At 66.9% G+C, this 23,967-nt stretch carries 11 protein-coding genes and 1 pseudogene; 4 read left to right on the forward strand and 8 right to left on the reverse strand.

Annotated elements, in window-relative coordinates; translation table 11 throughout:
- Nucleotides 1-8: 8 nt before the first annotated feature.
- The 5 genes from ACHQ4I_RS39220 to ACHQ4I_RS39240 all read right to left on the reverse strand — a co-directional run bounded on the left by ACHQ4I_RS39220 (nt 9) and on the right by ACHQ4I_RS39240 (nt 14,920).
- Nucleotides 9-686, reverse strand: coding sequence for a hypothetical protein (locus ACHQ4I_RS39220; protein WP_420776976.1), 678 nt, complete (start codon nt 684-686; stop codon nt 9-11).
- The gene (locus ACHQ4I_RS39225) at nt 686-12,724 is read right to left on the reverse strand and encodes a WXG100-like domain-containing protein (protein WP_420776977.1); all 12,039 of its coding nucleotides are present in this window, start codon (nt 12,722-12,724) and stop codon (nt 686-688) included. Before ACHQ4I_RS39225 ends, ACHQ4I_RS39220 begins: the two co-directional genes overlap by 1 nt.
- A 26-nt stretch (nt 12,725-12,750) precedes the next feature.
- Nucleotides 12,751-13,272 carry a YbaB/EbfC family nucleoid-associated protein gene (locus tag ACHQ4I_RS39230; RefSeq protein WP_420776978.1) on the reverse strand — a complete coding sequence of 174 codons (522 nt, stop codon included), beginning with the start codon at nt 13,270-13,272 and terminating at the stop codon, nt 12,751-12,753.
- 61 nt (nt 13,273-13,333) lie between these two features.
- Nucleotides 13,334-13,648 carry a hypothetical protein gene (locus tag ACHQ4I_RS39235; RefSeq protein WP_420776979.1) on the reverse strand — a complete coding sequence of 105 codons (315 nt, stop codon included), beginning with the start codon at nt 13,646-13,648 and terminating at the stop codon, nt 13,334-13,336.
- 42 nt (nt 13,649-13,690) lie between these two features.
- A complete protein-coding gene (locus ACHQ4I_RS39240) occupies nt 13,691-14,920 on the reverse strand; it encodes a hypothetical protein (protein ID WP_420776980.1) in 1,230 nt (409 codons plus the stop codon).
- 299 nt (nt 14,921-15,219) lie between these two features.
- Between ACHQ4I_RS39240 and ACHQ4I_RS39245 the strand changes: the two genes are divergently transcribed.
- The gene (locus ACHQ4I_RS39245) at nt 15,220-16,566 is read left to right on the forward strand and encodes an MFS transporter (RefSeq protein WP_420776981.1); all 1,347 of its coding nucleotides are present in this window, start codon (nt 15,220-15,222) and stop codon (nt 16,564-16,566) included.
- Between the two features lie 86 nt (nt 16,567-16,652).
- A complete protein-coding gene (locus tag ACHQ4I_RS39250; RefSeq protein ID WP_420776982.1) occupies nt 16,653-17,324 on the forward strand; it encodes a response regulator transcription factor in 672 nt (223 codons plus the stop codon).
- A 103-nt stretch (nt 17,325-17,427) separates the two neighbouring features.
- On the opposite strand, the gene ACHQ4I_RS39255 is transcribed toward ACHQ4I_RS39250, so the two are convergent.
- Entirely contained in the window at nt 17,428-19,062 is a 1,635-nt protein-coding gene (locus tag ACHQ4I_RS39255) for a hypothetical protein (protein WP_420776983.1), read from the reverse strand.
- A 1,264-nt stretch (nt 19,063-20,326) separates the two neighbouring features.
- Between ACHQ4I_RS39255 and ACHQ4I_RS39260 the strand changes: the two genes are divergently transcribed.
- Nucleotides 20,327-21,217 carry an SAM-dependent methyltransferase gene (locus ACHQ4I_RS39260; protein WP_420776984.1) on the forward strand — a complete coding sequence of 297 codons (891 nt, stop codon included), beginning with the start codon at nt 20,327-20,329 and terminating at the stop codon, nt 21,215-21,217.
- A 10-nt stretch (nt 21,218-21,227) separates the two neighbouring features.
- On the opposite strand, the gene ACHQ4I_RS39265 is transcribed toward ACHQ4I_RS39260, so the two are convergent.
- Nucleotides 21,228-21,881, reverse strand: a complete 654-nt coding sequence (locus ACHQ4I_RS39265; protein ID WP_420776985.1) for a hypothetical protein — start codon at nt 21,879-21,881, stop codon at nt 21,228-21,230.
- A gap of 196 nt (nt 21,882-22,077) precedes the next feature.
- On the opposite strand from ACHQ4I_RS39265, the gene ACHQ4I_RS39270 reads away from it, so the two are divergent.
- Nucleotides 22,078-23,115 (forward strand): methyltransferase, encoded by a 1,038-nt coding sequence (locus ACHQ4I_RS39270; RefSeq protein ID WP_420776986.1) that lies wholly within the window; start codon nt 22,078-22,080, stop codon nt 23,113-23,115.
- 223 nt (nt 23,116-23,338) lie between these two features.
- Here ACHQ4I_RS39270 and ACHQ4I_RS39275 read toward each other — a convergent pair.
- A pseudogene (locus ACHQ4I_RS39275) lies at nt 23,339-23,967 on the reverse strand (hypothetical protein); the annotation flags it as partial.

Consider the following 23,967-nt stretch of genomic DNA (forward strand, 5'->3'; position numbering starts at 1 on the left):
CGAGGTGGCTAGGACCGGTCGCGGAGTTCGGGATACTGGTCGCGCTGCCAATCCTGCAGCCGCGCCGCCTCCAGTTCTCCCGCACCGCGGCAGACCGGGCAGTACTTGGATCCGAGACACTCCACGCACCGCTCCCGACCATCGGCGTCCAAGGTCCAGCCGCGGCCATCGCAGACCGGGCACCAACCGAAGCCGTCGCATTCGTAGCAGAGCAGGTAGCCGCGCCGCACCGTCTCCGGAGTCAGCACCGGGTCGGGGCGCACGAATGGTTCGGGGGTGAACAGTGCCATCGCCGGCGTCTCACCGGAGTACACGACGGTGCCGTAGCCCTCTTCGATGCGCACCGTCAGCCGGTATCCGTCCTGGGACGCGACAACGGTGGTCAGCTGCCCACCCGTCGCCGACTCCGCGACCTCGACGCCGACGTCCCAGCCCGCACCGCCGAGCAGTTCCACTGCCCTGGTGACCACCGTCGGGTCGTGCTGCTCGGCGGGCCGGTCCACCCGGCCGGACATCCGATACTGGTACTTCAGCGGTTCGTGCCAGTCGACGATCATCGGGTCCGATGGCATATACACATCCGGGTCGTGCCCGGGCGTGAGGTGCCCGGCCAGCGTGCGGATCTGCGCACCCAGCCACGTCGCTGCCTCGTCGAGCTGTTCTCGTGCTCCTGCGATCTCGGCCATCACCGCCTCCTTACCTCGGCACCGATGCCTGCCGTGTCGGATTGGTCTGTTCGACCGTATCCCCTGCCGGCCGGGTCGTAGACGATCACCATGCGGTGATCCGGCTGCGGCGGGTTGAATTTGGCGAGGCTGGCGCGGCCCACGTGACTCCTGGAACCCGCGTCGATGGAGTAGTAGTAGTTACGGTTGCCCGGATACGGGAACTCCTTTTCTTCCACCACAGTGAAATGCGCACCCTGACCTCCCTCCAACTCCGTGATCGCATTCCACAACTCGGTGCCGAGGATGTGGTTGCGATCGCCGGGCTTACCGCCATCGGCCTCCGGCTTCATATCCCACTGCACCTCGATGCGGCCGCCGGGCGCCAGCACCGCGGGTAGCCGAGCGGCCAGCGCTCGGTAATCGGCTGGCTTCAACTCGGCACTGACGTTATTGATATAGATCCGCGCCACGGTGCCGGTTTCGTCGGCGGCCAGCGCGTCGCCGTGAAAGAGCATGTTGCCGAAGACCATTACGGCGCCGGGTGCGGTCAACGGTCCCGGATCCAGGATGCCGAATTCGCGGCGACGCTGGCCCTTGATAACAAAGTCGTCCGTGAGTTCGGTCTTGATGATCAGACCGCCACCGGAACGATCGGCCGCCGGTGTCATCTCGACCCCGAAGGCACTGCGGCCGACACCGACATCGATGGTGTGCGCACCGGCCACCGCTTCGGGCAGCGACGGCCGCGGCTCCGGGGGGATCGTGTGGTTGTCCGCACCGAATACCAACTCAGACATCGGCAATCGATGGTGCGGGCGCGGGCGCGGCAATACCTCGACGGCGGAGTGACCGTCCACCGGATCGTGGACGACCACGGCATACTCCAGGTTCAGGCCGTCCTCGTCCGCACCGCGATTGGCCCGGTCGATGTCGTGCAGAAATTCGTTGAACGACAATCGGTTATCACCGACCAGCACCGCACCTCGGGCATGGTCCAAGACTCCGGTGATCCGATCCGGGCCCGAGGTCAGAGCATCGGCCGCCCGATGCATGCGGTCGAATCCATTATCGCCCAGGGCTTCCCGGAAAGCCTCGGGCATGGAGGCGCGCAATCCCTCGATCGCCTGGTGCACGGCGGAGGCGCTCGCTCCTGGCCGATTGATCGCCGCGTTGATCGGATCCAGGGCCTTGAACAGCTGATCTATCGGCACCGTTCTGCGGATTTCGGCCCAGCCCTGCGGGTCGGCGAAGATCGGGTCGAAGATCCGGCGCACCTGTTCCTCGCGCATCCGGCCGTCCAGCGCCATCGCTTCGGCCCGCACCACTTCTGGCGCATGGGCGCCAGTGAGCTGCTGCTCCAGCCGATCGAGATGTGCGGCGCGGGCGGCGTCGAAGTCCGCCTCGGTCAGGGTTCGGTCGAACCGCGGACGCTCCGAGAGCAATCCGTCCGCGCCGAGACCGAGCGCGAGCCGGTGCGCGAGCACGCCATCGTGTTCGCGCAACAACGTCCAAGGATCTGCGGGGCGCGCACCGTTTTCGACCGGTGGCCGCTCACTCATGCCGAGATGGTTCAGCAGATCCGCCAGATCTCGGCGCAACTCGGGCAGCTCATCTGCCCGAGTCGGATCGAAGGTGGCCCGATCGATGTGCGCGGCGAGCACTTTCAACTCGGCGAAGCGGCCGCCGAGATGCGATGTCAGGGTCGGCGGACGCTCACTTATCGGATCGGTGACAACCTCGGGTTGCTCTGCCAGCTGGATCTCGGCCAGCTCGTGCCCAACCGCCCGTGCCGCGTCCTCGGTGCGTGCCCCCGAGGAGACCTCTATCCGGTAGGAACCATCGGGCTGCGCGTGGAATTCGGAGACGACACCCGCGCGCGGTGGCACCACGTCGAGGTGAATCTCCTTACCCCGCACCACAAAGTGTTCTTGCTCTGGATTCCATGAGATGCCCTCGGGCGTGATGAGCTGGACGTTCGCGACCACCTCGTCCAGCAGATCATTGCGGGTCAGGCTGTCCTCGGGCCGGGCGTCGCCGCGGAATTCGCCGACATTGCCCGCGGTGCCGTGCTCGCCCTCGACCACTTCGGTCTGGTGCGGTTCGTAGGCGATCACCATGCGGTGATCGGGGCGCGGCGGCACGAATTGCGCCATCTTGTTCGCATCCAGCTTGTTGCTGGCGCCCGCGTCGATGGTGTAGTCGTAGTTCTCGTTTCCTGGATGCGGGAACTCCCGCGCCTCGACAATGTGGAACCGGCTCGCCAGCTCCTCGGGCAACCGCTGAATCGCATCCCACAGGTGGTCACCGCGAATATGCCCGCGATCGCCGGGCGTGCCGCCGAGCTCGACGGCCTTCTCCGGCTTCATATCCCACTGCAGTTCGATCCGGCCGCCCGGGGCCAGGACCGCGGAGAGGCGCTGCGCGAGGGCGTCGTAAACCGCGGGCTCGAAATGCGCGCTGACATTGTTGACGAAGATCCGCGCCACCGCGCCGTCGCGGCCGTCACCGAGCGCATCGCCGTGGAACAGCAAGTCGCCGAAGACTGTGACGGTGCCCGGTTCGGTCAACGGACCGGGATCGAGGATGCCGAGATTGCGACGCCGCTGACCGGCAACCGCGAAGTCATCGGCCAACTCGGTCTTGATAACCAACCCCCCACCAGCACGATCGGCGGCAGGGGTCATCTCCACCCCGAACGCACTGCGACCGACACCGACATCGACGGTGTGCCCACCCCGCTCGGCCGCCGGCAACGACGGCCTGGGCTGCAGCGGAATCCGATGATTCTCCTCGCCGAACCTGTTCTGCTCCAACGGCAACCGATGCTGCGGACGCGGACGCGGCAACACCTCCACCGCCGACCGCCCCTCAACCGGATCATGAACGACGACGGCGTATTCCAGATTCACACCATGCTCGGCCGCACCACGATTCGCACGATCGACACCATGCAGGAAATCACTGAGCGACATCCGCTCTGTACCCACCGACACCTCGCCGTGCGCGTGGTCCAGCACACCCGCGATATGGTCCACACTGGTCGACAAGCCATCGGCTGCGAGATGCATCCGTTCGAAACCGGCAGTGCCCAAGGCGTTGCGGAATTCCTCCGGCATCGCGTCGCGGAATCCATCGATGGCACGATGCACCGCGTCGGCCCGTTCCACACCGTGCAGCCCCGGACGGTTGATCGCCTCGTTGATCGGATCGAGCGCCCGCAGCAGCTGCCCGGTCCGCACCGTGCGGCGAGCCTCGCCCGCACCGGGATCGGTGAAGATCGGATCGAAGACTCTGCGCGCCAGTTCTTCTCGCATCCGACCGTGCAATGCCATGGATTCGGCCCGAACGACATCGGAAGCGAAGTCGCCGGTGAGCGCGCCCGCCATGCGATCCAGATGCGCTGCGCTCGCTTCCTCGAAGGCCGGTGCCGTCAGGTCGCGGTTGAATACCGGGCGTTCCGACAGCAGCCCGTCGGTACCGAAGCCCAGTGCGAGCCGGTGCGCGAGCGCCGGATCGTGTGCGGCCAGCAGAGCCCATGGATCCGACGAGTCGGGGTGCGGCGAGCGTTCGGGCGTCGCATCCTCGCGCAGACCGAGATGGTCCATCAGATCCGCCATATCCTGACGCAAACCGGGCAACTCACCCGCCCGCGCCGGATCGAACGCCGCCCGATCAATATGCGCGGCAAGCACCTTCAACTCCGCGAACCGACCACCCAGATGCGAAGTCAACTCCGCCGGACGCTCACTGACCGGATCGGTAAGAACCGCCGGATCCTCCGCCAACCGAATCTCGGCCAACTCATGCGCCACCGCCCGAGCGACATCCTGCGACCGCGCCCGCGACGACACGATCACGTCATAACCGGAACCATCCGAACGCTCACGGAATTCGGCAACCGCACCGTCACGGGTCTCGCCCACCTCGAGATGAACCTCGCGACCATCGGGCAACACGAAATGCTGCCCATCACGATTCCACGCCACCTCATCAGGGGTGATCAGCCCGAGGTTGTTGCCGACCTCCCCCATCAGCTCGGCGTGCGTCAGCGAATCCTGTTCCGCCGGACGGGCGGCACCGTGGAACTCACCCACCGGGGCGGCGGTACCGTGCCGGCCGTCGACCGGTGTCGCCTCATGCGGCTCGTAGGTGATGATCATGCGGTGGTCGGGCCGTGGCGGGACGAACTCCGCCATCTTGTCGGTGTTGAGCTTATTGCTGGCACCGGCGTCGATGGTGTAGTCGTAGTTCTCGTTCCCCGGATATGGGAACTCGATGTCCTCCGCGATGCGGAATCGACCCGCGACATCCGGCGGCAGTCGCCGGATCGCTGCCCACAGATGGTCACCACGGATATGACCGCGATCGCCGGTCGTACCGCCCTCCTCGAAGGGCTTCTCCGGCTTCATATCCCACTGCAGCTCGATCCGACCGCCGGGCGCCAGGCCCTCGGCGAGCCCTTTCGCGATTCCGTCGTAGATCCGATCCTCGAACTCCGGCGGGAATTTCGCGCTGACATTGTTGATGAATACCCGGGCCACCGCTCCGGTCTCACCGTCGCCCAGTGCGCCGCCGTGGGACAGCAGGTCGCCGAAGACCATGACGGTGCCCGGTTCGGTCAACGGACCGGGATCGAGGATGCCGAGATTGCGACGCCGCTGACCGGCAACGGCGAAGTCATCGGCCAGTTCGGTCTTGATGACAAGTCCACCACCGGCACGATCGGCAGCAGGGGTCATCTCCACCGCGAACGCACTACGACCGACACCTACATCGATAGTGTGCCTACCTTGCTCGGCGGCAGGCACAGACGGCCTGGGCTGCAACACAATCTGATGGTTGTCCTCGCCGAACCTGTTCTGCTCCAACGGCAACCGATGCTGCGGACGCGGACGCGGCAACACCTCCACCGCCGACCGCCCCTCAACCGGATCATGAACGACGACGGCGTATTCCAGATTCACACCATGCTCGGCCGCACCACGATTCGCACGATCGACACCATGCAGGAAATCACTGAGCGACATCCGCTCTGTACCCACCGACACCTCGCCGTGCGCGTGGTCCAGCACACCGGCGATGCGGTCGGGTCCGTTCGCCAATGCATCGGCGGCACTGTGCATCCGCTCGAAACCCTCCGGTCCCAAGGCATTCCGGAATTCCTGCGGCATCGCGTCGCGGAATCCCTCGATGGCACTGTGTAGCTCATGGGCCCGCTCGGACGCGCTCAGGCCCGGACTGTTGATCGCCTCGTTGATCGGATCGAGCGCCCGCAGCAGTTGCTTCGTCGGGATGGTCTTGCGCGCCGCACCGCCTTCACGCCCGGCGAAGATCGGGTCGAAGATCCGCCGCGCCTGCTCCTCGCGCATCCGGCCGTCCAACGCCATCGATTCGGCCCGCACCACATCCGGGGCGAACTCACCCGCCAACTGCTGCTCCAGCCGGTCCAGATGGGTGGCGTGGGCGTCGTCGAACGCCGAATCGGTGAGCGTTCGGTCGAAGACGGGTCGCGCACCGAACAGGCCGTCCGTACCGAGGCCGAGTTGCAATCGTCGCGCGAGTCCGGGGTCATGCTCGTCCAGCAGCGCCCATCGGTCGGCGGCCTCGGGTCCCTCCCGCAGACCGAGATGGTCCATCAGATCCGCCATATCCTGACGCAAACCGGGCAACTCACCCGCCCGCGCCGGATCGAACGCCGCCCGATCAATATGCGCGGCAAGCACCTTCAACTCCGCGAACCGACCACCCAGATGCGAAGTCAACTCCGCCGGACGCTCACTGACCGGATCGGTAAGAACCGCCGGATCCTCCGCCAACCGAATCTCGGCCAACTCATGCGCCACCGCCCGAGCGACATCCTGCGACCGCGCCCGCGACGACACGATCACGTCATAACCGGAACCATCCGAACGCTCACGGAATTCGGCAACCGCACCGTCACGGGTCTCGCCCACCTCGAGATGAACCTCGCGACCATCGGGCAACACGAAATGCTGCCCATCACGATTCCACGCCACCTCATCAGGGGTGATCAGCCCGAGGTTGTCGCGTATCGCGTCGACCAGTTCATTGCGCGTGAGTGGATCCGCACCCGGCGCACGGGCATCACCGCGGAATTCGCCGACCGGGGCGGCGGTTCCGCGCTTGCCGGGCGGCAGTTCGCCGCGGTCGGACTGGTCGAGGCGGTAGCTGGTCGGGTCCTTGGGGCGGCCGCCGCCCTCGTGTTCGACCGTTACGCTCAGTCGCTGGTGACCGGCCTCACCCGTCACCCGCGCCGAGATGTGGACCCCGCCCTTGGCCAGTCCGTGGTCGCCGCGATAGTCGCGGGTCGCCTCCCTGGCCATCCGGGTCACCTCGGCCTGCGCCTCGGCGATCTTGGCCTCCGGCCAGCCGCGCATGATGTCCCGGATCTGGCCGTTGACCTGGTCGAAGCCCTGTCTGCCGTAGTACGCGGTGGTGCCGAAACGACGGGTGCGCGCGGCATCGGGTGCGTTCGGATCCAGTTCGACCGTGAAGCCGACGGTGGTCGCGCGGCGGCCGGTCAGCTTTCCCCACAGGCTGCGGTCGGCGCGATCGCCGGTCAGATGCGGTCGGTTGGCGTCCCAGTCGTAACCGAGCTCCTTGGCCCTGCGATGCGCCTGTTCGGTGGTGGCATCGGGATCCAGCGCCAGATGTTCGGCGCCCGCGAGTGCGGCCTCTAGGCCGATCACGTCTTCCCGCAAGGGTTTTCCGTCGATCAGCCGGTCCCACATCTCGGCGACGTCGGCGATCCGGTTCAGTTCCGGATTGCGCATCAGATAGTCGCGGGCCCGCCGCAGATTCGCCTCGATCTCCGCGCGCGGGCGGACATTGCCATCGCCGTCGCGCAGCCAGGTCGAGCCGTCGGGATGTTTGGCCAGCGTGGCGCCGTCGGGATCGCGGATCCACTCCTGCCGACTGCCGCGCACCCAGCGCTTGGCATCGCCGCCGGAGTAGCGGTCCGGATTCTTGGCGGCCTCGTCGGCGATACGGTGGATATTGCTGTCGCCCTCATGGACGCGATTGTGTTCGTAGGCGTCGTATCGGTGTTCGGTCCATTCCTGGATCCGTTCTCGGACAGCATCGTTCGCGTGCGAGCGCGCCCTGAACGATTCCGAGATATGGACGCTCTCGCCGGAATAGGGGCGCACCGCGCTGCCGTCGAGATGTGGTGATCCCGGCGTGGTCGGCTCGTGGGTCAGTTCGCGGCGGACCAGTGGCTGCGGATCGGCTTGGGCATGGTCGAACCAGGCGTGCGTGCGCGTGCCGCGCACACCGGGCAGCAGTTGGATCCAGCGCCCCTCGGTGACGCTGGGGATCCACTTCGCCACGCCGCCGAGCGCCCAGGCCACGCGCGGATGCTTGTTCACGAATTCCACCGACAGCGGCAGGTGGATTCCCCGGCCGTGTTCGACGTTGGCGGGCAGCCACTTGGTGGCGCTGAGCACCGCTTTGCCGATCCACGGGCGATTCTGCACGAAATCGCGCACCCACGGATGATTCGGCACCCGGTCGATGATGCCGAGGCTGAGGATGCGCAGATGGAACGCGTACATGCCGACATCGGAGTGGTAGGCGTGGACGCCGTCGGGAACATCGAAGACGCTCTTGGAGAATGGCAGGTTCTCCGGATAGATGAACTCCGGCACCTCCCCCGCCGAAAAGTGGTGCAGCGGCGACATGATTTCGTCGAAGACCGGCACCATCGACACCTTGAACAGGAACGGCGGCTGCGGTTCGGTCCACTTCGTCTTCTCCCACGGCCGCGGATGTTTCGCGGGATCCGGTCGCGCGCCCGCCTTTTCGGTCGCGACCGGATCCGTGGTGGTCTGCTCGGGTCGAACCTGTTCGTCCAGCACGACGCGCATGAACTCGATATCCATCGGAATCTTGTCCGACTTCGCCAGGCGCATCAGCAGTTCCACATCGGTGCCGGTGCGCAGCGCTCGCTGCAATGCCTGCCGGTAGGCCGCCGGATCGGTTTCGGAGCCGACCACGACGATCCGCTCGTACGGGAAGACCCGCGACGGCTCCGCCGCCGGCACCACCCCGACCCGGTCCGAAATCGGCAGCAGCCCAGCCTCATCGAGCGCCCGCAGCCCGGCGCGACGCTCGGTGATCCGGTCGGTCTCGGCCTCCGCCTGCCGCACCCGATCGATGGTGTCGCGCAATTCGTGCACCTGCTCGGCACCCGGTGACAGTTCGCCGCGATAGCGCGCGCTCAGCTCCACCGGATCGTGCACGTCGAAGCTCGCGGCCAGTCGATCGCGGGCCCGCGTCGCCTCGCTGATCTCCTGGGTCAGTGCGTCCCGCCGCTCGATCAGCTCATCGGAAGTGCCGACCAGGTCGGTCAGTCTGGTGTGCGCCCGCTCCAACTGCTCGAGGCCGTGTTCGGCCCTGACGAGTTCGAGGCGGGCCGCGCGCACGGCCGCCTTCCGTTCCGCTTCGGCGGCCGGCGTATCGGCGGATTTCGCCTCGGCGGCCTGTAGCGCCTGCTCGAGTTCGCGCACGGCGGTGCGGCCGTGCTCGACTCGCTGCTCGAGGTTGTGCACTTCCCGCTGCGCGATCTGCACCCGGTCGCGCTGCTGCAGCGCCGCGTCGAGGTTGTCGACCTTTTCCAGGTCGGCGCGGAACTGCTGCACCTCCTCCGGGGAACCGAGCGTATCGGTCAGCTGCTGGTGCAGTTCATCGATGCGCGCTTGCTGTGCTTCGTATTCCTCTGTCAGCGTCGCGTTTTCGAGTTCGACCACCCGATCGCGGGCGCGCTGCGCGTGCTCATGTGCCGCATCCGCCTGCTCGTCCGAAAGTCGCACCTGCTCGTCGAGTCGGTTCGCGCGCTGGTCGAGACCGTCCGCCCTGGCCTGCTGGGCCTGCTCGCGCAGTCGGGTCGCCTCGCCGCGCGCACGCGCTTCCTCGGTGATCGCGGCGCGGACTTCGGAATGCAGCTGAGTGAGCTCGGCGCGCCGGGAAGGCTTGGCGCCGACCATCAGATCCCCGTCCAGGCGAGCCGCATCCGGATGACCGAGCCCGCTGACGACCTCGCCGTCGCGCATGATCACGGCCTCGGTGGCGACCGCGTCCGCGCGGCGCGCGCCACCGGCCAGTTCGGCCAGCGACTTGCGCTTGCCGGTGGCGTCGCGGAACCACTCCTTGCCGCGATCGGTTCCGGTGTAGCGCGCGCGTTCACCGTTCACCTCGAAGGTGTGGAAGCCGTTGATTTCGCCCAGGTAGGTGACGGCGTAGGCGTGCGCGCCGGCACCGCCCTCGTTCGCGCGGGCGCGTTGCTCGACCACCAGCGCGCTCGAGCCCCTACCGGAATCCATGAGCGCCTTGACGATCTGCGCGTGCCCCGGCCGCGACGATCCCCTGGGGACGAATCCTTCGAACTCCCCGCGCACCGCGGTACGCAACTCGCTCAGCGGCACGCCCGCCAGGCTTCGCGGCTCCGGCATCGGGCCATCCAGCACCGGGCGCTGCTGCGCCTGTTCGAACCACTGCAGGGCATCGGCGACACAGGTGTTGACAGTGGCGGCCGGTTCGGATGCGCGTGCCGGTTCCGGGTGGGGGGCAGGTCGCTCCTCGACGTAGGTGCTGGATCCATCGCCCGATCGTCTTTCCGCACCGGATGTTTCGGTTTCGGTGACACCTGTGCGTTCCGACGCCGCCGCCCGCGGTTCGACGACGACGGCACCCGGATCCGATGGCACCGCATCTGCCGCGCGGGCACGTGGACCCGTCTCGCCCTCTCGCCCCGATTCGCCTGCGGCTCGGCCGGATTCGCTCTCGCCGACGGAACCACGCTGCTCCGAGCGGGTTTCGTCGCGGCCTGGTTCCGGTGCCGAGCCGCGCTGGTCCGGCTGTGATTCGGGCTTGCGGCCGTGCTCTGTCTCGTTATCGGGGCGCGGCTCCTTCGGCGTACTCCCGGATTCGTCACCGGGGCGCGGCTCCTTCCGCGTGCTCGCGGACTCGTCACCGGGGCGCGGCTCCTTCCGCGTGCTCGCGGACTCGTCACCGGGGCGCGGCTCCTTCGGCGTACTCCCGGACTCGTCACCGGGGCGCGGCTCCTTCGGCGTACTCCCGGACTCGTCACCGGGGCGCGGCTCCTTCGGCGTACTCCCGGACTCGCCATCGGGGCGCGGGTCCTTGGACCTACTCGCGGATTCGCCATCGGGATGCGATTCCCTTGGTTCGCTTGCCGATTCGCTCTCCGCCCGCCGCTCGTCGACGGCGCTGCGGATCTCCTCGCGCAGGTCGGCGGCCGATGCGCGAATCTCGTTGCGCGTCTCGGTGGCGGAAGTGCGGATCTCCTCTCGCGCCTCGGCCGCGGTGGCGCGGATCTCCTCGCGTGCCTCGGCGGCCGATGCGCGCAACTCCTCCCGCGTCATCGGCGCGGATTCCTGCTTCCCCGCATCGAGATTCGCGGCGTGATCGCGGTTTTCGGATGCGGCGGCACCCGCGCGCGAGGTATTCCGCTCGCCCGTTGTCGGTGGCCGCGCACCAGTGCGCTCCGGGGAACCGGCACCGCGCTCCGGCGTACCGGCCGCGGTTCGCGGCTCCGCGGTACCCGAGGACGATCCGCTCGAATTCGCCCCCGCGGCGCTCGCTCCCGCTTGACCCGAGCCGGTTGCGCCCGCGCTCGCACCGGCGGAAGCGTTCGTGGCACTCGGACTGGTCGATGCCTCCAATCGCTGCAGCGCGGACAACCGCTCCATCTCGCTGACCGGCCGACCATTGACGCTCTCGGTGCCGTAGATCTCCTTGGCCGTTTGATAGGCCTGCGCTTGGCGCTCGCGCTGTTCGGGCGTCCCGGCGGTATCGACGGTCTTGCCGATCCGATCGACGACCTTCGCCGACTCCGAGCGCGCGGTCGCCTCCACCATGGGCGGTGCGGGCCGGGCCGCCGAACCGTCGGCGCGCGCGGTGGCCATGTTCTCGCTGGCCGCCAGCACCTGAACCCGTTGTTCCGAACCACCTGCCACACCGTGCAGTGCGCCCATGCCCGCGCCGGCCGCGATCAGGCCCGGATGGAAGGTCCAGTCGATGCCCTTGTAGTTCGGGTCGTTGGGGTTGGCCAGGTGTTCGCCGACCTGCCAGGCGATCCCGGCGCCGTACATGCCCACCGAACCACCGAGTGCGCCGCCGAACACCCCGCTGGTCATCGACCTGACCTCCGGCCGCAATAACGCACGCGCCCAAGGGTTGTCGTGGCCCATGGTCCGCACGGCGTCCGAGAGCGCGGCCTTGGCCATCGCATTGCCGACGGCCATCCCCACCGGTGCGCCGAGGAGTCCGCCCGCACCCCATTCCAGTCCGGTGCGCAGGGTCTGCTTCAGGTCGAAACCGTCGTCGCGGTGACCGGTCACGATCTGCAGGCCCTGGATGCCCGCATCGATCGCGGCGCCCTGCAGGCCCGCCTTGCCCGCGGCCAGCGCCAACTGCTCGAGGCCCTGTTTGGTCGCCAATTCCTTCAGCGTTTGGATGGCGATCTGCTTGACGTACTTCTCCAGAATGTTCTTGAGCGTGGTCTCGGCCGCTGCCGCCGCCAGTTTTCCCAGCGCCTCCCGGCTGAACGCGCCGAGCACCGCGCGCCCGATGCCGATCACCACCGGGATCAGCGCATCGCCCCACGGCCATTCCGGGAGCAGCGCGATCACCGCTCGGGTGGTGATGCCCGCGAAGACCGCGTCCATCATCTTGGTGAATTCGATCTCGGTGCCGCCGTGCCGGGTGTACTTGCCGAGATCGTGCAGCCCCTCGGCGGTCTTGTCCACCGATGCCGGCCCGGTGAACAGCGAGTCGAATTCCTTCTTGATCTGCTCGGCGCCCTCGCCGTCCTCGTACCATTTGTAGGTTTCGTCGGTGACGTCCTTCAGCAGCTCTTTGAGGTCCTTCAGCGCATCGCCGGCCCAATGCCAATCATCGCCGAGATCGAACAGGTCACCCTGGTGCCCGTCCGGATAGCCCTGAAAGAAGTTGAGGGCGGACAGAATCCAGTGCGGAATCCAATCCCATAGTTCGGTAATGCCGTCATTCGACATCTAGCAGCTCCCCGCCGCGCCGAAATTCACCAGCCGGATTCGGCGACGCCCGGCCGCGAACCCGCCTGCACGTCCCGATCCAACTGCACGACATCGGTGAATTTCATTCCCCCGTCGAGGTTTTCGGGCTCGGGAGCGGCCGCACGCGCGGTCGGCGGCGCGGTCGAAACCTCGGGCGGCGGCGGCACCAGATTCTCCAAATCGGGTAGTCCGGGCAGGAATTCCGACAGCTTCGGCAGCCGCGCCTGATCCTTTTTCAATTCGGTGATCATCGCGCGGGTTCGGCGCTGGATCTGCGCGGCCGCGTCCTGGGCGGCCTTGGTGATCGCGGTCGCGATTTCGGCGTAGGTCAGATCGGCGATATCGGCGGAGAACTTGGTCTGGATGACGACGCCGTTGGCGTTGACGACCACGGTGACCCGCTTGCCGGCCGCGGTGGCGGTCGCGGTGATCAGCGCGTGCTCGCGCTGCGCCCGCTGCACCGATTCGACGCTGGCCTTCAGATCCTCCATCAGATCGGCGAAATGCGCCCTCGTCAGCTCGTCCACCCGGAACCCCTTTTCTAACTCACCCCGCTACACCGGAACATCGCCCCCGAACCGGTCCCGATCAGGACTGGAAGCCCGACTCGTTATCGAGTTCCATCGAGTCGAGATGATCCGCGCTCTGCCGCAGGCCGCTCGAATAGCTCTGCAGCAGTTCGATCTTCCCGTCGAGGTTGTCCATCAGATTGTCGTGCGAGGGTTTGTAGCCCTTATCTCCGGCGAATGTCTTGCCGAAATCGTCGGTGCCCCACTTCCCCCAGTGTTCGGTATTCGACGCCACCAGTCGATCACGGATCTTTTCGATCTTTCCGGCGACGTCGTCGAGGTGTCCCGCGGTGGTGCGCAGACCCTTCGAGGTCACCCTCACCTTGTCCGACATCTCAGCCTCCCTGGAGTCCTCCGCTGCAACGCAATTCGATCATTACACGAATACTGATTGTCCTATACGTGAAGTGCGCGCGAACTCCACTGTACGGTGCGGAGATTGGCATCCGGTAAGCAATCCCGCCGTCGAAAACTGGCGCAGCGCACCGTCGATGTCGTGATCGGCACCGATGCCGTCGATCAGCACCTCGCGGGTGATCTCACCACGCGGCCCCATGGAACGCTCGGCCTTGGCCAGCAACCTCGCGACCGCCGCCCGCTGGCGAGCGTCCGGTTGATGCGAGAACAGCCTGGCCACGGTCTCGATCACGGTGCCCGCGGTCCAAACGCCCGGCATCGCCGCGCCGCACTCCGATACCGACGGCGATTCGCCGCGGAACCATCCGGTGCCGTCCCACCAGAAGCAGAACGAGAGCAATCCCACGGCCGCGCGCGGGCTCAGCACCGCGTTCGTCACCCAATCCGGTGCACCCGCATAGAGATTCGGCAAATCGATGCCGCCGTTATAGGCGGCGTTGAGTGCGGGCGCGTTCCACACGCCGCCCGAAAGCACGGCCCGGCCGCCCGGCAAGAGGTACAGGGTGGAGCCGCTGCTGCCATTCCTGGCACTCTCGTACCAGCCGTTGGCGGCGACCATCCGCGGGCCCAGATCGGACGAGACCGCGACGTGCGCCGCCGAAATCGTTGCCCACCTGGCCCACAGCTGCGGAAATGGCGGCAGTTCGTCCTCGACGGGCTGTGCGTTCACCCCGGCCGCGCGGTCGGCGCGGGCCGCGATCGCGGCGCGCCGGGGCGGGCGGGCCTGCCGACCCGCATGACCGGCATAGGCCGCCAGCCATACCGGCAGTCGTGGCCGCCGGTAGACCGCCAGATCGGCGCGGTACGCCTCGGGCCGGAACAGCTGATCTGCCGGGAACGGTTCATCGCCGTAGTCGTATTCGACCTCGATATCGCCGGATGCGTTGGCCCACAGCAACAGACGCCACCAAGCACCCGCTCCCGCGGCGGCCGCCTCGGCGCGCTGTTGCCGTACCAGCTCCATCACGGTCTCTGGCACCTCGGCCCGCAGCACCCGATCGACATCGGTGAACTCCACCCGCGCCCATTCGGTCGTCACGGTCAGCGCGAAAACCGCGTGCAGTTGCCGCCAGCCGGACGGCCCCCGTTCGCCGAGGCGGTCGGCGATGCGATGGACCAAGGCCTCGGCACGCTGCCCGGGCGTCCCGGCGTCGAGTGCGTCCGCGCCACCGATCTGCTCGTCGCTCATCGCTGTGGTCCCATTCCTCTTGTCGATCAGTCCGGCCGCGGCCTTTTCCGATAGTGACACGGGAATCCACGCCCGCATCCGATTACCGGATGCGACTGACTAAAGGGACTGTTAAGAATTCGATCCGAGCTCCGACCAGCGGATCTGTCGTCGCGGCTGCCGAATTACCGACGCCGGAAAACCGGCCGCACATTTTTCCTAAGGGACGGTTAGAAGATCGGCGCAGCGCTGGCAATGTGCTGTGACTGCGCTCACAGTCGCCTGTACGTCGGTATGTGCGGCGCCAGAAGGAGATTCACATGACTACGACACGACTCGCGGGCGAACGCAGGGTCATCGCCAATGTGCTGCGCGGCTCGCTCGGCAACCTCGCCGAGTGGTACGACTGGTACGTCTACGCCGCATTCAGCGTGTACTTCGCGCAGAGCTTCTTCCCCAAGGGCGATTCCACCGCACAGCTGCTCAATTCCGCAGCGGTCTTCGCGGTCGGCTTCCTGATGCGCCCGATCGGCGGCTGGATGCTCGGTCGCTACGCCGACCGATTCGGGCGCCGCGCCGCACTGACGCTGTCGGTGACGGTGATGGCCGCGGGTTCGCTGTTGATCGCGTGCACGCCCGGATATCAGACGATCGGGATCGCGGCGCCGGTCATGCTGGTGCTGGCGCGGCTGTTGCAGGGCCTTTCGCTCGGCGGCGAATACGCGACCAGCGCAACGTATCTGTCCGAAGTTGCCTCGCCGGGCAAGCGCGGGTTCTACTCCAGCTTCCAGTACGTCACGCTGGTCGCGGGTCAGCTGGTCGCGCTGGGTGTGCAGATCATCCTGCAGCATGTGCTGACCGATGCGCAGATGCACAACTGGGGCTGGCGGATTCCATTCCTGATCGGCGCGGGCGGGGCGCTGCTGATCATGTGGCTGCGGCGCGGGATGGACGAATCGGAGCAGTTCGAGGCCGATCTCGTGCACACCGACGCCGTCGCGGCCGACGTGCCGCGCAGGCGCGAAGCACGCGGATCGCTGCGCGTGCTGATGCAGTACCCGCGCGAATGCCTGATCGTATGCGGTCTGACGCTCGGCGGCACCGTCGCGTTCTACACCTACACGACCTACATGCAGAAGTTCATGATCAATACCGCGCACATCTCCAAGCCGACCGCGGCGTGGATCAACTTCATCGCGCTGCTGGTCTTCGTGGTGCTGCAACCGCTGGCCGGAGCGCTCTCCGATCGCATCGGGCGGCGCAAGCTGCTCATCTTCTTCGGGATCGCCGGAACGTTGCTGACCGTGCCGATCATGACCGTGCTCGCGCACACCCGCAATCCGATCGGCGCGTTCGCGTTGATGATGCTCGCCTTGGTGATCATCACCGGCTACACCTCGATCAACGCCATCGTGAAGGCGGAACTGTTCCCGACCAGGATCCGCGCACTCGGCGTCGGCCTGCCCTACGCGCTAACCGTCGCGATCTTCGGCGGGACCGCGGAGACCATCGCGCTGGCGTTGAAGAAGGCCCATCACGAATCGCTGTATTTCTGGTATGTCGCGGCGTGTATCGCGATCTCGCTGACGATCTACTACTTCATGCGCGAGACCTCGAAGGACTCCGCGATCGAGGCCGAGGCCGACGCCGAGGCGGCGCTGCACTGACGACTGCTCGCAGGTCGCTGCCCCAGCTGAACATGGCGACACGCAAACGGCTGCGCGTCGAACCTTCGCTTTGCAAGGATCAGCGCGTGCGGCTTGTGCTGGTAGAAGACGATGACGGAGTGGGTGACGCGCTGCAGGCCGCGCTCACCGCCCGCGGTTACCTCGTCGACCGCAAGCGACGCGGCGCGGACCTGCTACGCACGCACCGCGATTACGACGCAGTGATCCTGGATCTCGGGCTGCCCGATATGGACGGTTTGGAGGTTTTGCGCCGACTGCGCGAGGTCAGCTCGGTGCCCGTGCTGATCCTCACCGCTCGTGCCGGGGAACGCACCATCGTGCTCGCGCTGCGCTCCGGCGCCGACGACTATCTGGTGAAACCGCCGCGCATCGCGGAGCTCGTCGCGCGACTGGAGACGGTCACCCGGCGCGTGGTCATCCACTCCTCGCCCATGGAGGCGGTCGTTTCCCAGGATGTGCGGGTGGATCTGACGGCCCGGCAGGTCGAGGTTGCCGGGGTGCCGATCATGTTGACCCACAAGGAATTCCAGCTCGTCCGCATTCTGGCCGAGCGACCGGGCACCGCGGTCAGTCGCCAGGAGTTGATGGATCGCATCTGGGGCGACTCGTCCGCGTCGGTGTCGCGGGCATTGGACGTGCACATGGCGGGGTTGCGCGCCAAGCTCGACCGCCCCGGATTGATCACCACCATCCGGGGCTTCGGCTACCGGTGGGGCACCGATGGGGCCGACCGCTAGTGCCCCGTCCAGAGGGTCCGGGTTCCGTCGAACGTAGTCGAATGGTGGCCGCCCAGGCCGTATTCGACCGCCCTATGACTACGCTCGGCGAGCAGACTGGCGCTCAGGCCTGGACGGATCCGTGCCGCTGCTGGAAGCGTTGTTCGAACTCGGCCGCGTAGACCGACGGCGCGACCGACGACGAAGATTGTTCCAGCACACCGTCATCGGCGACGTAGAAGATCGCGCGGCCGATCGAGATCTCGCCCGGCGCGGTCGGCACGTACACCATCCAACCCACGCTGATCCGGTCCGCGCGCAGATCCGCGAGCGGGTAGCCGGTGGTGTCCATGTCCTGGTCCAGGATGTGCTGGCGGACCTGGGCGATGGCGGCTTCCTGCGGCATCGGCTCCGGCAGCGTTATCGTCACACCGGCCAGGGTGAGTTGATAGAGGGCGCTGTCGATATCGAAGGCGCCGTCATCGCCGAAGACATCGACGAGCGTTTCGCGGGTGACGACACCGATCTCCGCGGCCGAGACCAGGTTGGCGACCGCCGCCCGCTGCCGCTCGGTCGGCTGTTCGGCGACCAATGCCGCGACCACGCCGGCCACCGTGTCGGAGGTCCAGATGCCGGGGACGGCATCGCTGAGCAGATCCGCCGTCGGCGACTGGCCCCGATACCACCGGCCGCCGTCCCACCAATAACAAAACGACAGCAAACCGCTTGCGGCACGGGGATTCAGCACCGGATTGGCGATCCACTCCGGCGCACCCTCGTACAGCCGCGGCAATGGTTCGCCCTGGTTGTAGGCGGCATTGAGTGCCGGAGCATTCCACACGCCGCCCGACAACACGGCCCGACCGCCCGGCAGCGCATAGAGCGTCGAGCCACTGCGCTTCGCGCCTTCGAACCAACCCAGGGCAGGCAAAACCCTTGGGCCCCATTGTGATCCAGCGGCGACGAAGGCGGCGGAGATCACTGCCCAGCGGGCCGAGAGTACCGGGAAGGCCGGAAAGTCCCGCTCGGACAGCACGGGCCGCACGCCCGCTGCCCGATCCGCGCGGGCCTGGGCGGCCGCGATCTGGGCCGGGCGCGATTGCCGGTCACCGTGGCCGATATAGGCCGCCAGCCAGACCGGCAGTGCGTTGCGCGGATACGCCTGCAGGTCAGCGAGATAGACCTCCGGCGGGAACAAATGCTCGTCGGGGAAGGGCTCGTCACCGTAGTCGTAATCGACCTCGATCGCTCCGGTATTGGCCAAGCTGATCAGCAGCCGCCACCAAGGGCCGTCGCTGAGCTGGGCCGAGACATGCCGCTGTTCGCGGACCAGCCCGACCACCTCATCGGTCGGCTGGATCCGGACCGCGCGCTGCTCGTCATCGGCGAAGATCACCGATGCCAATTCGGCGGTGGTGGTCAGCCCGAAGACGGCTTCCAGCCGAGTCCAGCCCTGCGGGCCCTGAGCGGCGAGAGTTCGGGCGACCTGGTGGATTAGCTGTTTGGCGTGCTCGGCGACGTCGACGGTGGGTGGTTGCGCGTCCAGTGTGAAGCCGACGTCGGGGGCGTCCTCTTCATCTTCATCGGCTTCATCCGCGGCGGTTTTGTCGTCCGCTTCGAAGGCCTTCATGAACTCGGCCATGAACTCCGAGTCGCCGTCGGGTTCGGCGGCCGACGCCTCGGATACCGCCGATGCGGGCTGCTCGGGATCTTCGTTCGCCCGTCCGTTATCGGGAGTCTCGCCGTCAGATGTGCTCACGTCGCCGCAATCTCCCTCATCCGCGCACGCCTGCCCACCTATCGGCGGCGCGATGCGCTATGCCCGAGCCATTACCGTTCCTATCCTGACACAGCGCCACGATAGGCGATTCCCGAAACCCCAGCGCTTAACCGACCCTGAAGGAAGGGCTTTGGAGACCCCCTCGCCATAGGCCGCCCGCGCAACGTCGTCTCCTCTCGATGCGGCCTGCCGTGCCCCGGAGCCTGCGATGTTAGGCATCGGAGACGTCCGCCTCGTGGACGCCGCGATGCAACTACGCGATAGCAATTCCGACTGGTTCCACGATATCGAGTTGGCGCGTAAGCAGATGCGTGAGTATCGCGCCTGTCGGATCGGGCGGTGCGTGTGGAAGGCGGCGGCGTATTACACGCTGGTCGATGCGGCTCGGCTCGCGCCGCAGTCGTTGACGCCGCGTGAGCGTGCGCGGCGCGGGGGCTGGAGTTTCCGCCGCTGGAGCGCGAGGTATGCGCGGAGGGCGGGCAGACAGCGCCGCTGCGTGAGGTGCTGGACAAACTCACCGAGTTGGGGCTACCCAGTGCAGGTGCTGACAGCGGCGGCCGCGTCTAGGCGACCCGGGATGAGCGAGCATCGTACCGAGGTGGACGGCTGGCGAGCGATCCGGCGGCTCGATGGTCAACGCATTCGAATTATACTGGTACACAACATATTTGAATCGAGTCAAAAGGCAGGCCCTCACTACAGCGGAAGCAACCATTTGACTCCCCTCGGCGAACAGAGGCCGCGGCACACATTCCGTGATCCGCGGCCGCTGCGTTCCATCCGAGATGCGCTACTGGACAGGTGATCACGTGGAACTGGTGGCGGAGCCTTCTCGGCCGACGCCGCCACCAGTTCCACCTGATCGGTGGACCAACAGCGCGTGGATGCTGGGGGGTGTAGGTGTTCGGCGATGTCGGAGCTGATCTGCTGCGGGAGCGAATCGGGTTGAGGGAGGGGGCGATCTCATGGGTCGAAGCACGCGATGTGTGTCTGAGCCCGGGCAGACGTCACCCAGGGAGTCAAAAGGCGGGTCCTCACCACAGCGGAGGCAACTATTTGACTGCTGGCGGCGAACGGTAGTTGAAAGGCGGGGTCTCACAGTAGCGGGGGATCGGGCGGGCGAGGTCGAGTGTCGAACGTGCTCGCCGGCTTATCGATCTACGCTGGCGGGCCGTCGGCGAATTTGCTCGCGGGGGTGATTCGGTGCCGTGATTTCCCAGGTCAGGCGAGTACGTTGGCGATCATGCGTACCGAGGGAGATAGCTGGGATATCAATACCAGCGTCGGTTCGACGGCGATGTTCGTGGCCGCGGCCCGGGCACTGGCCGGGCGGCGGGCGGGCGCGCTGGCTGTCGACCCGCTCGCCGAGGTCTTCGTGCGCGCCGCTGGCGGGGAGTGGGCGGCGCTGCTGGACGGCGAGCTGCCGGACCATCCGCTGTCACAACCCGGATTCGGCCAGGATTTCCTGCAGCATCAGCTCGCAAGGACGAAGTACTTCGACGACTATTTCCGGGCCGCGACGGCCGCTGGGTTGCGGCAGGTGGTGATCCTGGCCGCGGGTCTGGACGCCCGCGCGTACCGGCTGTCCTGGCCCGAGGGCACCGTGCTGTTCGAACTCGACCGCCCGCAGGTGCTGGAGTTCAAGCGCGAAACGCTCTCCGCCCACGGCGAACAGCCGCGCGTCGACCGCCGCGAGGTGCCGGTGGATCTGCGCGCGGACTGGCCGGCAGGCCTGCGCGAGCACGGCTTCGATCCGGCGACGCCGACCGCCTGGCTGGCCGAGGGCCTGCTGATCTACCTGTCGCCGGATGCCCAGGATCGGCTGTTCGAGACCATCGACTCACTCAGTGCCCCGGGCAGTCGGGTGGCCGTCGAGCAGATGGAGCCGCTGCCGGCCGAGGCCGTGGCGGCGATGGCGGAGCACTCCGACAGCAAGGCCCGCGCAGAGTGGTTCAGCCTGATCTACAACGATCCACGCACCGACACCGCCGAGTGGTTCACCGACCACGGCTGGACCGCCGACCGCATCGGACTGCGCGACTATCTGCGTGCCCAAGGACTGCCGGAATTGAGTACGGAACCGAGCGCGGGCCCGTCCGGTCTGATCAGCCTGGTCACCGCGGTTCGCCCCTAGCCGAGCGCCACTACTTCCCGTCGGGATGGCCGACGGTGGACAGGGCGGTGCTCCAGTCGGCGACGATGGCGTTCTGGACGTCGGTCAGTGCCACCTTGCCCGAGCACACCAGCGAATGCAGCTGGTTCTCGACGGCGTCCTTGGGGTTGTTGACGCCGGAACCGGGCTTGTGGTCGGGGGAAGGCGGCTCCACCCACAGGTTGCGCGGATCGTTGGGGTCGCCGCCGAGTTCCAGCGAGACCAGGTGGTCGTATTCGGCATCGTGCAGAGAGCCGCTGTAACCGTAGGCCTGGGCGTTGGCGTCCTTCTCCCGGTTGGTGATGTTGGCCGGCGGGCGGATCGAGGATGTGTAGCCGCCGGTGCAGATGGTGCTGCCCAAGGTATCCGCGGTGACCTTGGGGTTGGTCGCGCCCGGGGTGCACGCCGGATCCGGTAGCGGCTGCCCGCTGGCGGACTTGCCGAAATGGCAACTGCCCGGGGCAGGTTGGGGTTGCACCGTATACGTCCCCGACGGGCCCGGACCGACCGGCACCCGTGCGGCCTCGTGCGCGGCGGGCGGATGCGGTACGGCCTGGGAGATCGATTTCGAATTCTGATGTGAGCAACCGGCTGTCAATAGCGGCACGGACACCAGTGACACCAGCAGGAGCTTGCGCGTATTCATGACTTCCTTCAGCCGACCTTCATCGGTACCAATTGTGCGGTACGGCAGCCGAGTTAGCAGGATGACCTGCGCAAATGCCTAATCGGTCCGGACAGCGCCGAGTCGGGCTGCACAGTGCCGCTTGACGTTTCGGCTTAGAACGGCAATGTCGACTGCGCGTTCTTTTCGGTTGACAGGTAGCGCAGAGTGGATTGTCGTGGGACGCAACGACGATACGGACTCGATCCGTCGCATGGCTGGGCTGGCCACGCCGATGGCGCTGCGGGTCGCGGTGACCCTTGGACTGCCGGATCGGCTTCTCGCAGACGGCGCTTGCGTCGATGAACTCGCGCTCGAGCTCACCGTTGCTCCGGTCGCGCTCGATCTTCTGCTGTGCCACCTCGTGACCCTCGGAGTCGTCGAACGGACCGCCACCGGTTACCGGACGACCGAGTACGGAGCGAACCTGTGTGCCGATGCCGGCAATGGCCTGACCGACCTGCTGCATCTGGACGCCGCGGGTGGCCGCGCCGAGCTGGCGTTCGTCGAACTCGCCCACAGCATCACCACCGGCCGGGCGGCCTACGCACGCCGCTACGGGCAGGACTTCTGGGCCGACCTGAGCGAATATCCGTGCCTGCGTGAGTCGTTCGACCGGCAGATGACACATCGGATCCGCGAGCAGATACCGCGGATCGTCGACGGTTTCGATTGGTCCCGGTTTGCCACTGTCGTCGACGTGGGTGGTGGCCGGGGCAGCGTACTCGCCGCGATCTTGGCCGCCCACCCTCGGATGCACGGCCACCTGGTCGATCTCGAACCGACCGCCGCCGAAGCCCGGCGCACCTTCAGCGCTCATGATCTCGACGGGCGGACGCGGGTCACGGCGGGCAGCTTCTTCGACCCGCTCCCGGCAGGAGCGGACGCCTATTTGCTGGTCGACATCCTCCACGACTGGGACGACGAGCACGCCCACCACATCCTGAGCCGCTGCGTCGAGGCCGCCCACCCGGCCGGGCGCGTGCTGGTCATCGAACCGGTCGGCGGGTTGCGGGCCACCAGCGAATTCAACCTGGCCATGCTCGTGATGTTCGGCGGCCGCGAGCGCCGGATCGACGAGTTCCGTGCGCTCGCCGCGCCGCACGGCCTGGTTCTGGACGCGGTGACCGACCTGACCGATCAACGCTGTCTTCTCGAATTCCACCTCGCCTCATCGAGGGCAACCTCTGGAAAGAAGTCAGCCGCGCGACCATGAACCGAGCGGCCCAAAACTTGACGCCAATGCGTATGAACCCCAATGGGGGTGCCGGGTCGTGCTGGCGAAGCGGAAGAATTCGTGCCGCCCAAGGACCGTGAAAAGTACCTCCCCAACCCGAACTCTGGATGGTGGAAGAGTGTGGTCCCGACCGGCCCACGCCGGAATACTGCCCACCACCCGCGAATCCGGGCAGGCACCTGTGCTCGATCGGTGCAGGGCGTCAGCGGGTGAAGATTTGGGTGCGGCGGGTGGGGGTGGCGCAGACGTCATGGATCAGGCGGCCGAGGTCGAGTTCGGGTGGGAGCGATCGGTACCGCAGTTGACAGATCACGGTGCCGGAGGCGGTGACGGCGAAGCGGGTTTGTCGGTTCTCGACGGGTTCCCATTCGATGGCGACCAAGGCGTCGTCGAGGTTGATTGTGTAGTCGCCGATACGTAGGGCGAGGCCGGAGGGGGCGCGGTAAAAGACGACCGGAGTGTCACCGAGATCGCCGTATACGCCGAGTTGCGGGCCGATTCCGCCGCCAACGGCTTGGAGTGCGCCGGTTTCCGGGTCGAAGTGTGCGGGGACGCCGAAGCCGGAGAAGGGTTGGACGAAAAGAGTTGTGCTGTTTCCGTTCTGGGATGGACGGTTGCGGTGGCCGTTGGAGCCTTGGCGGTTTCGGGTGGGTGATGGTGGTGCGCCGGCCGGTGGGGGCGTCATCGGCGGGGGTGTTGTTTGTGGCGTCGGGTCTTGTTGCGGTGCAACGGGGGTGACCGGTTGGTGCGATGCGTCGGGCCAGCCGGATAGTGGCGCACCTGGTTGGTGCTGGTCGGATGGTGACGGGTGCAGGGGGGTGCCCGGGCGGG

The sequence above is a fragment of the Nocardia nepalensis genome, from assembly GCF_048910785.1.
Classification (GTDB): domain Bacteria; phylum Actinomycetota; class Actinomycetes; order Mycobacteriales; family Mycobacteriaceae; genus Nocardia; species Nocardia nepalensis.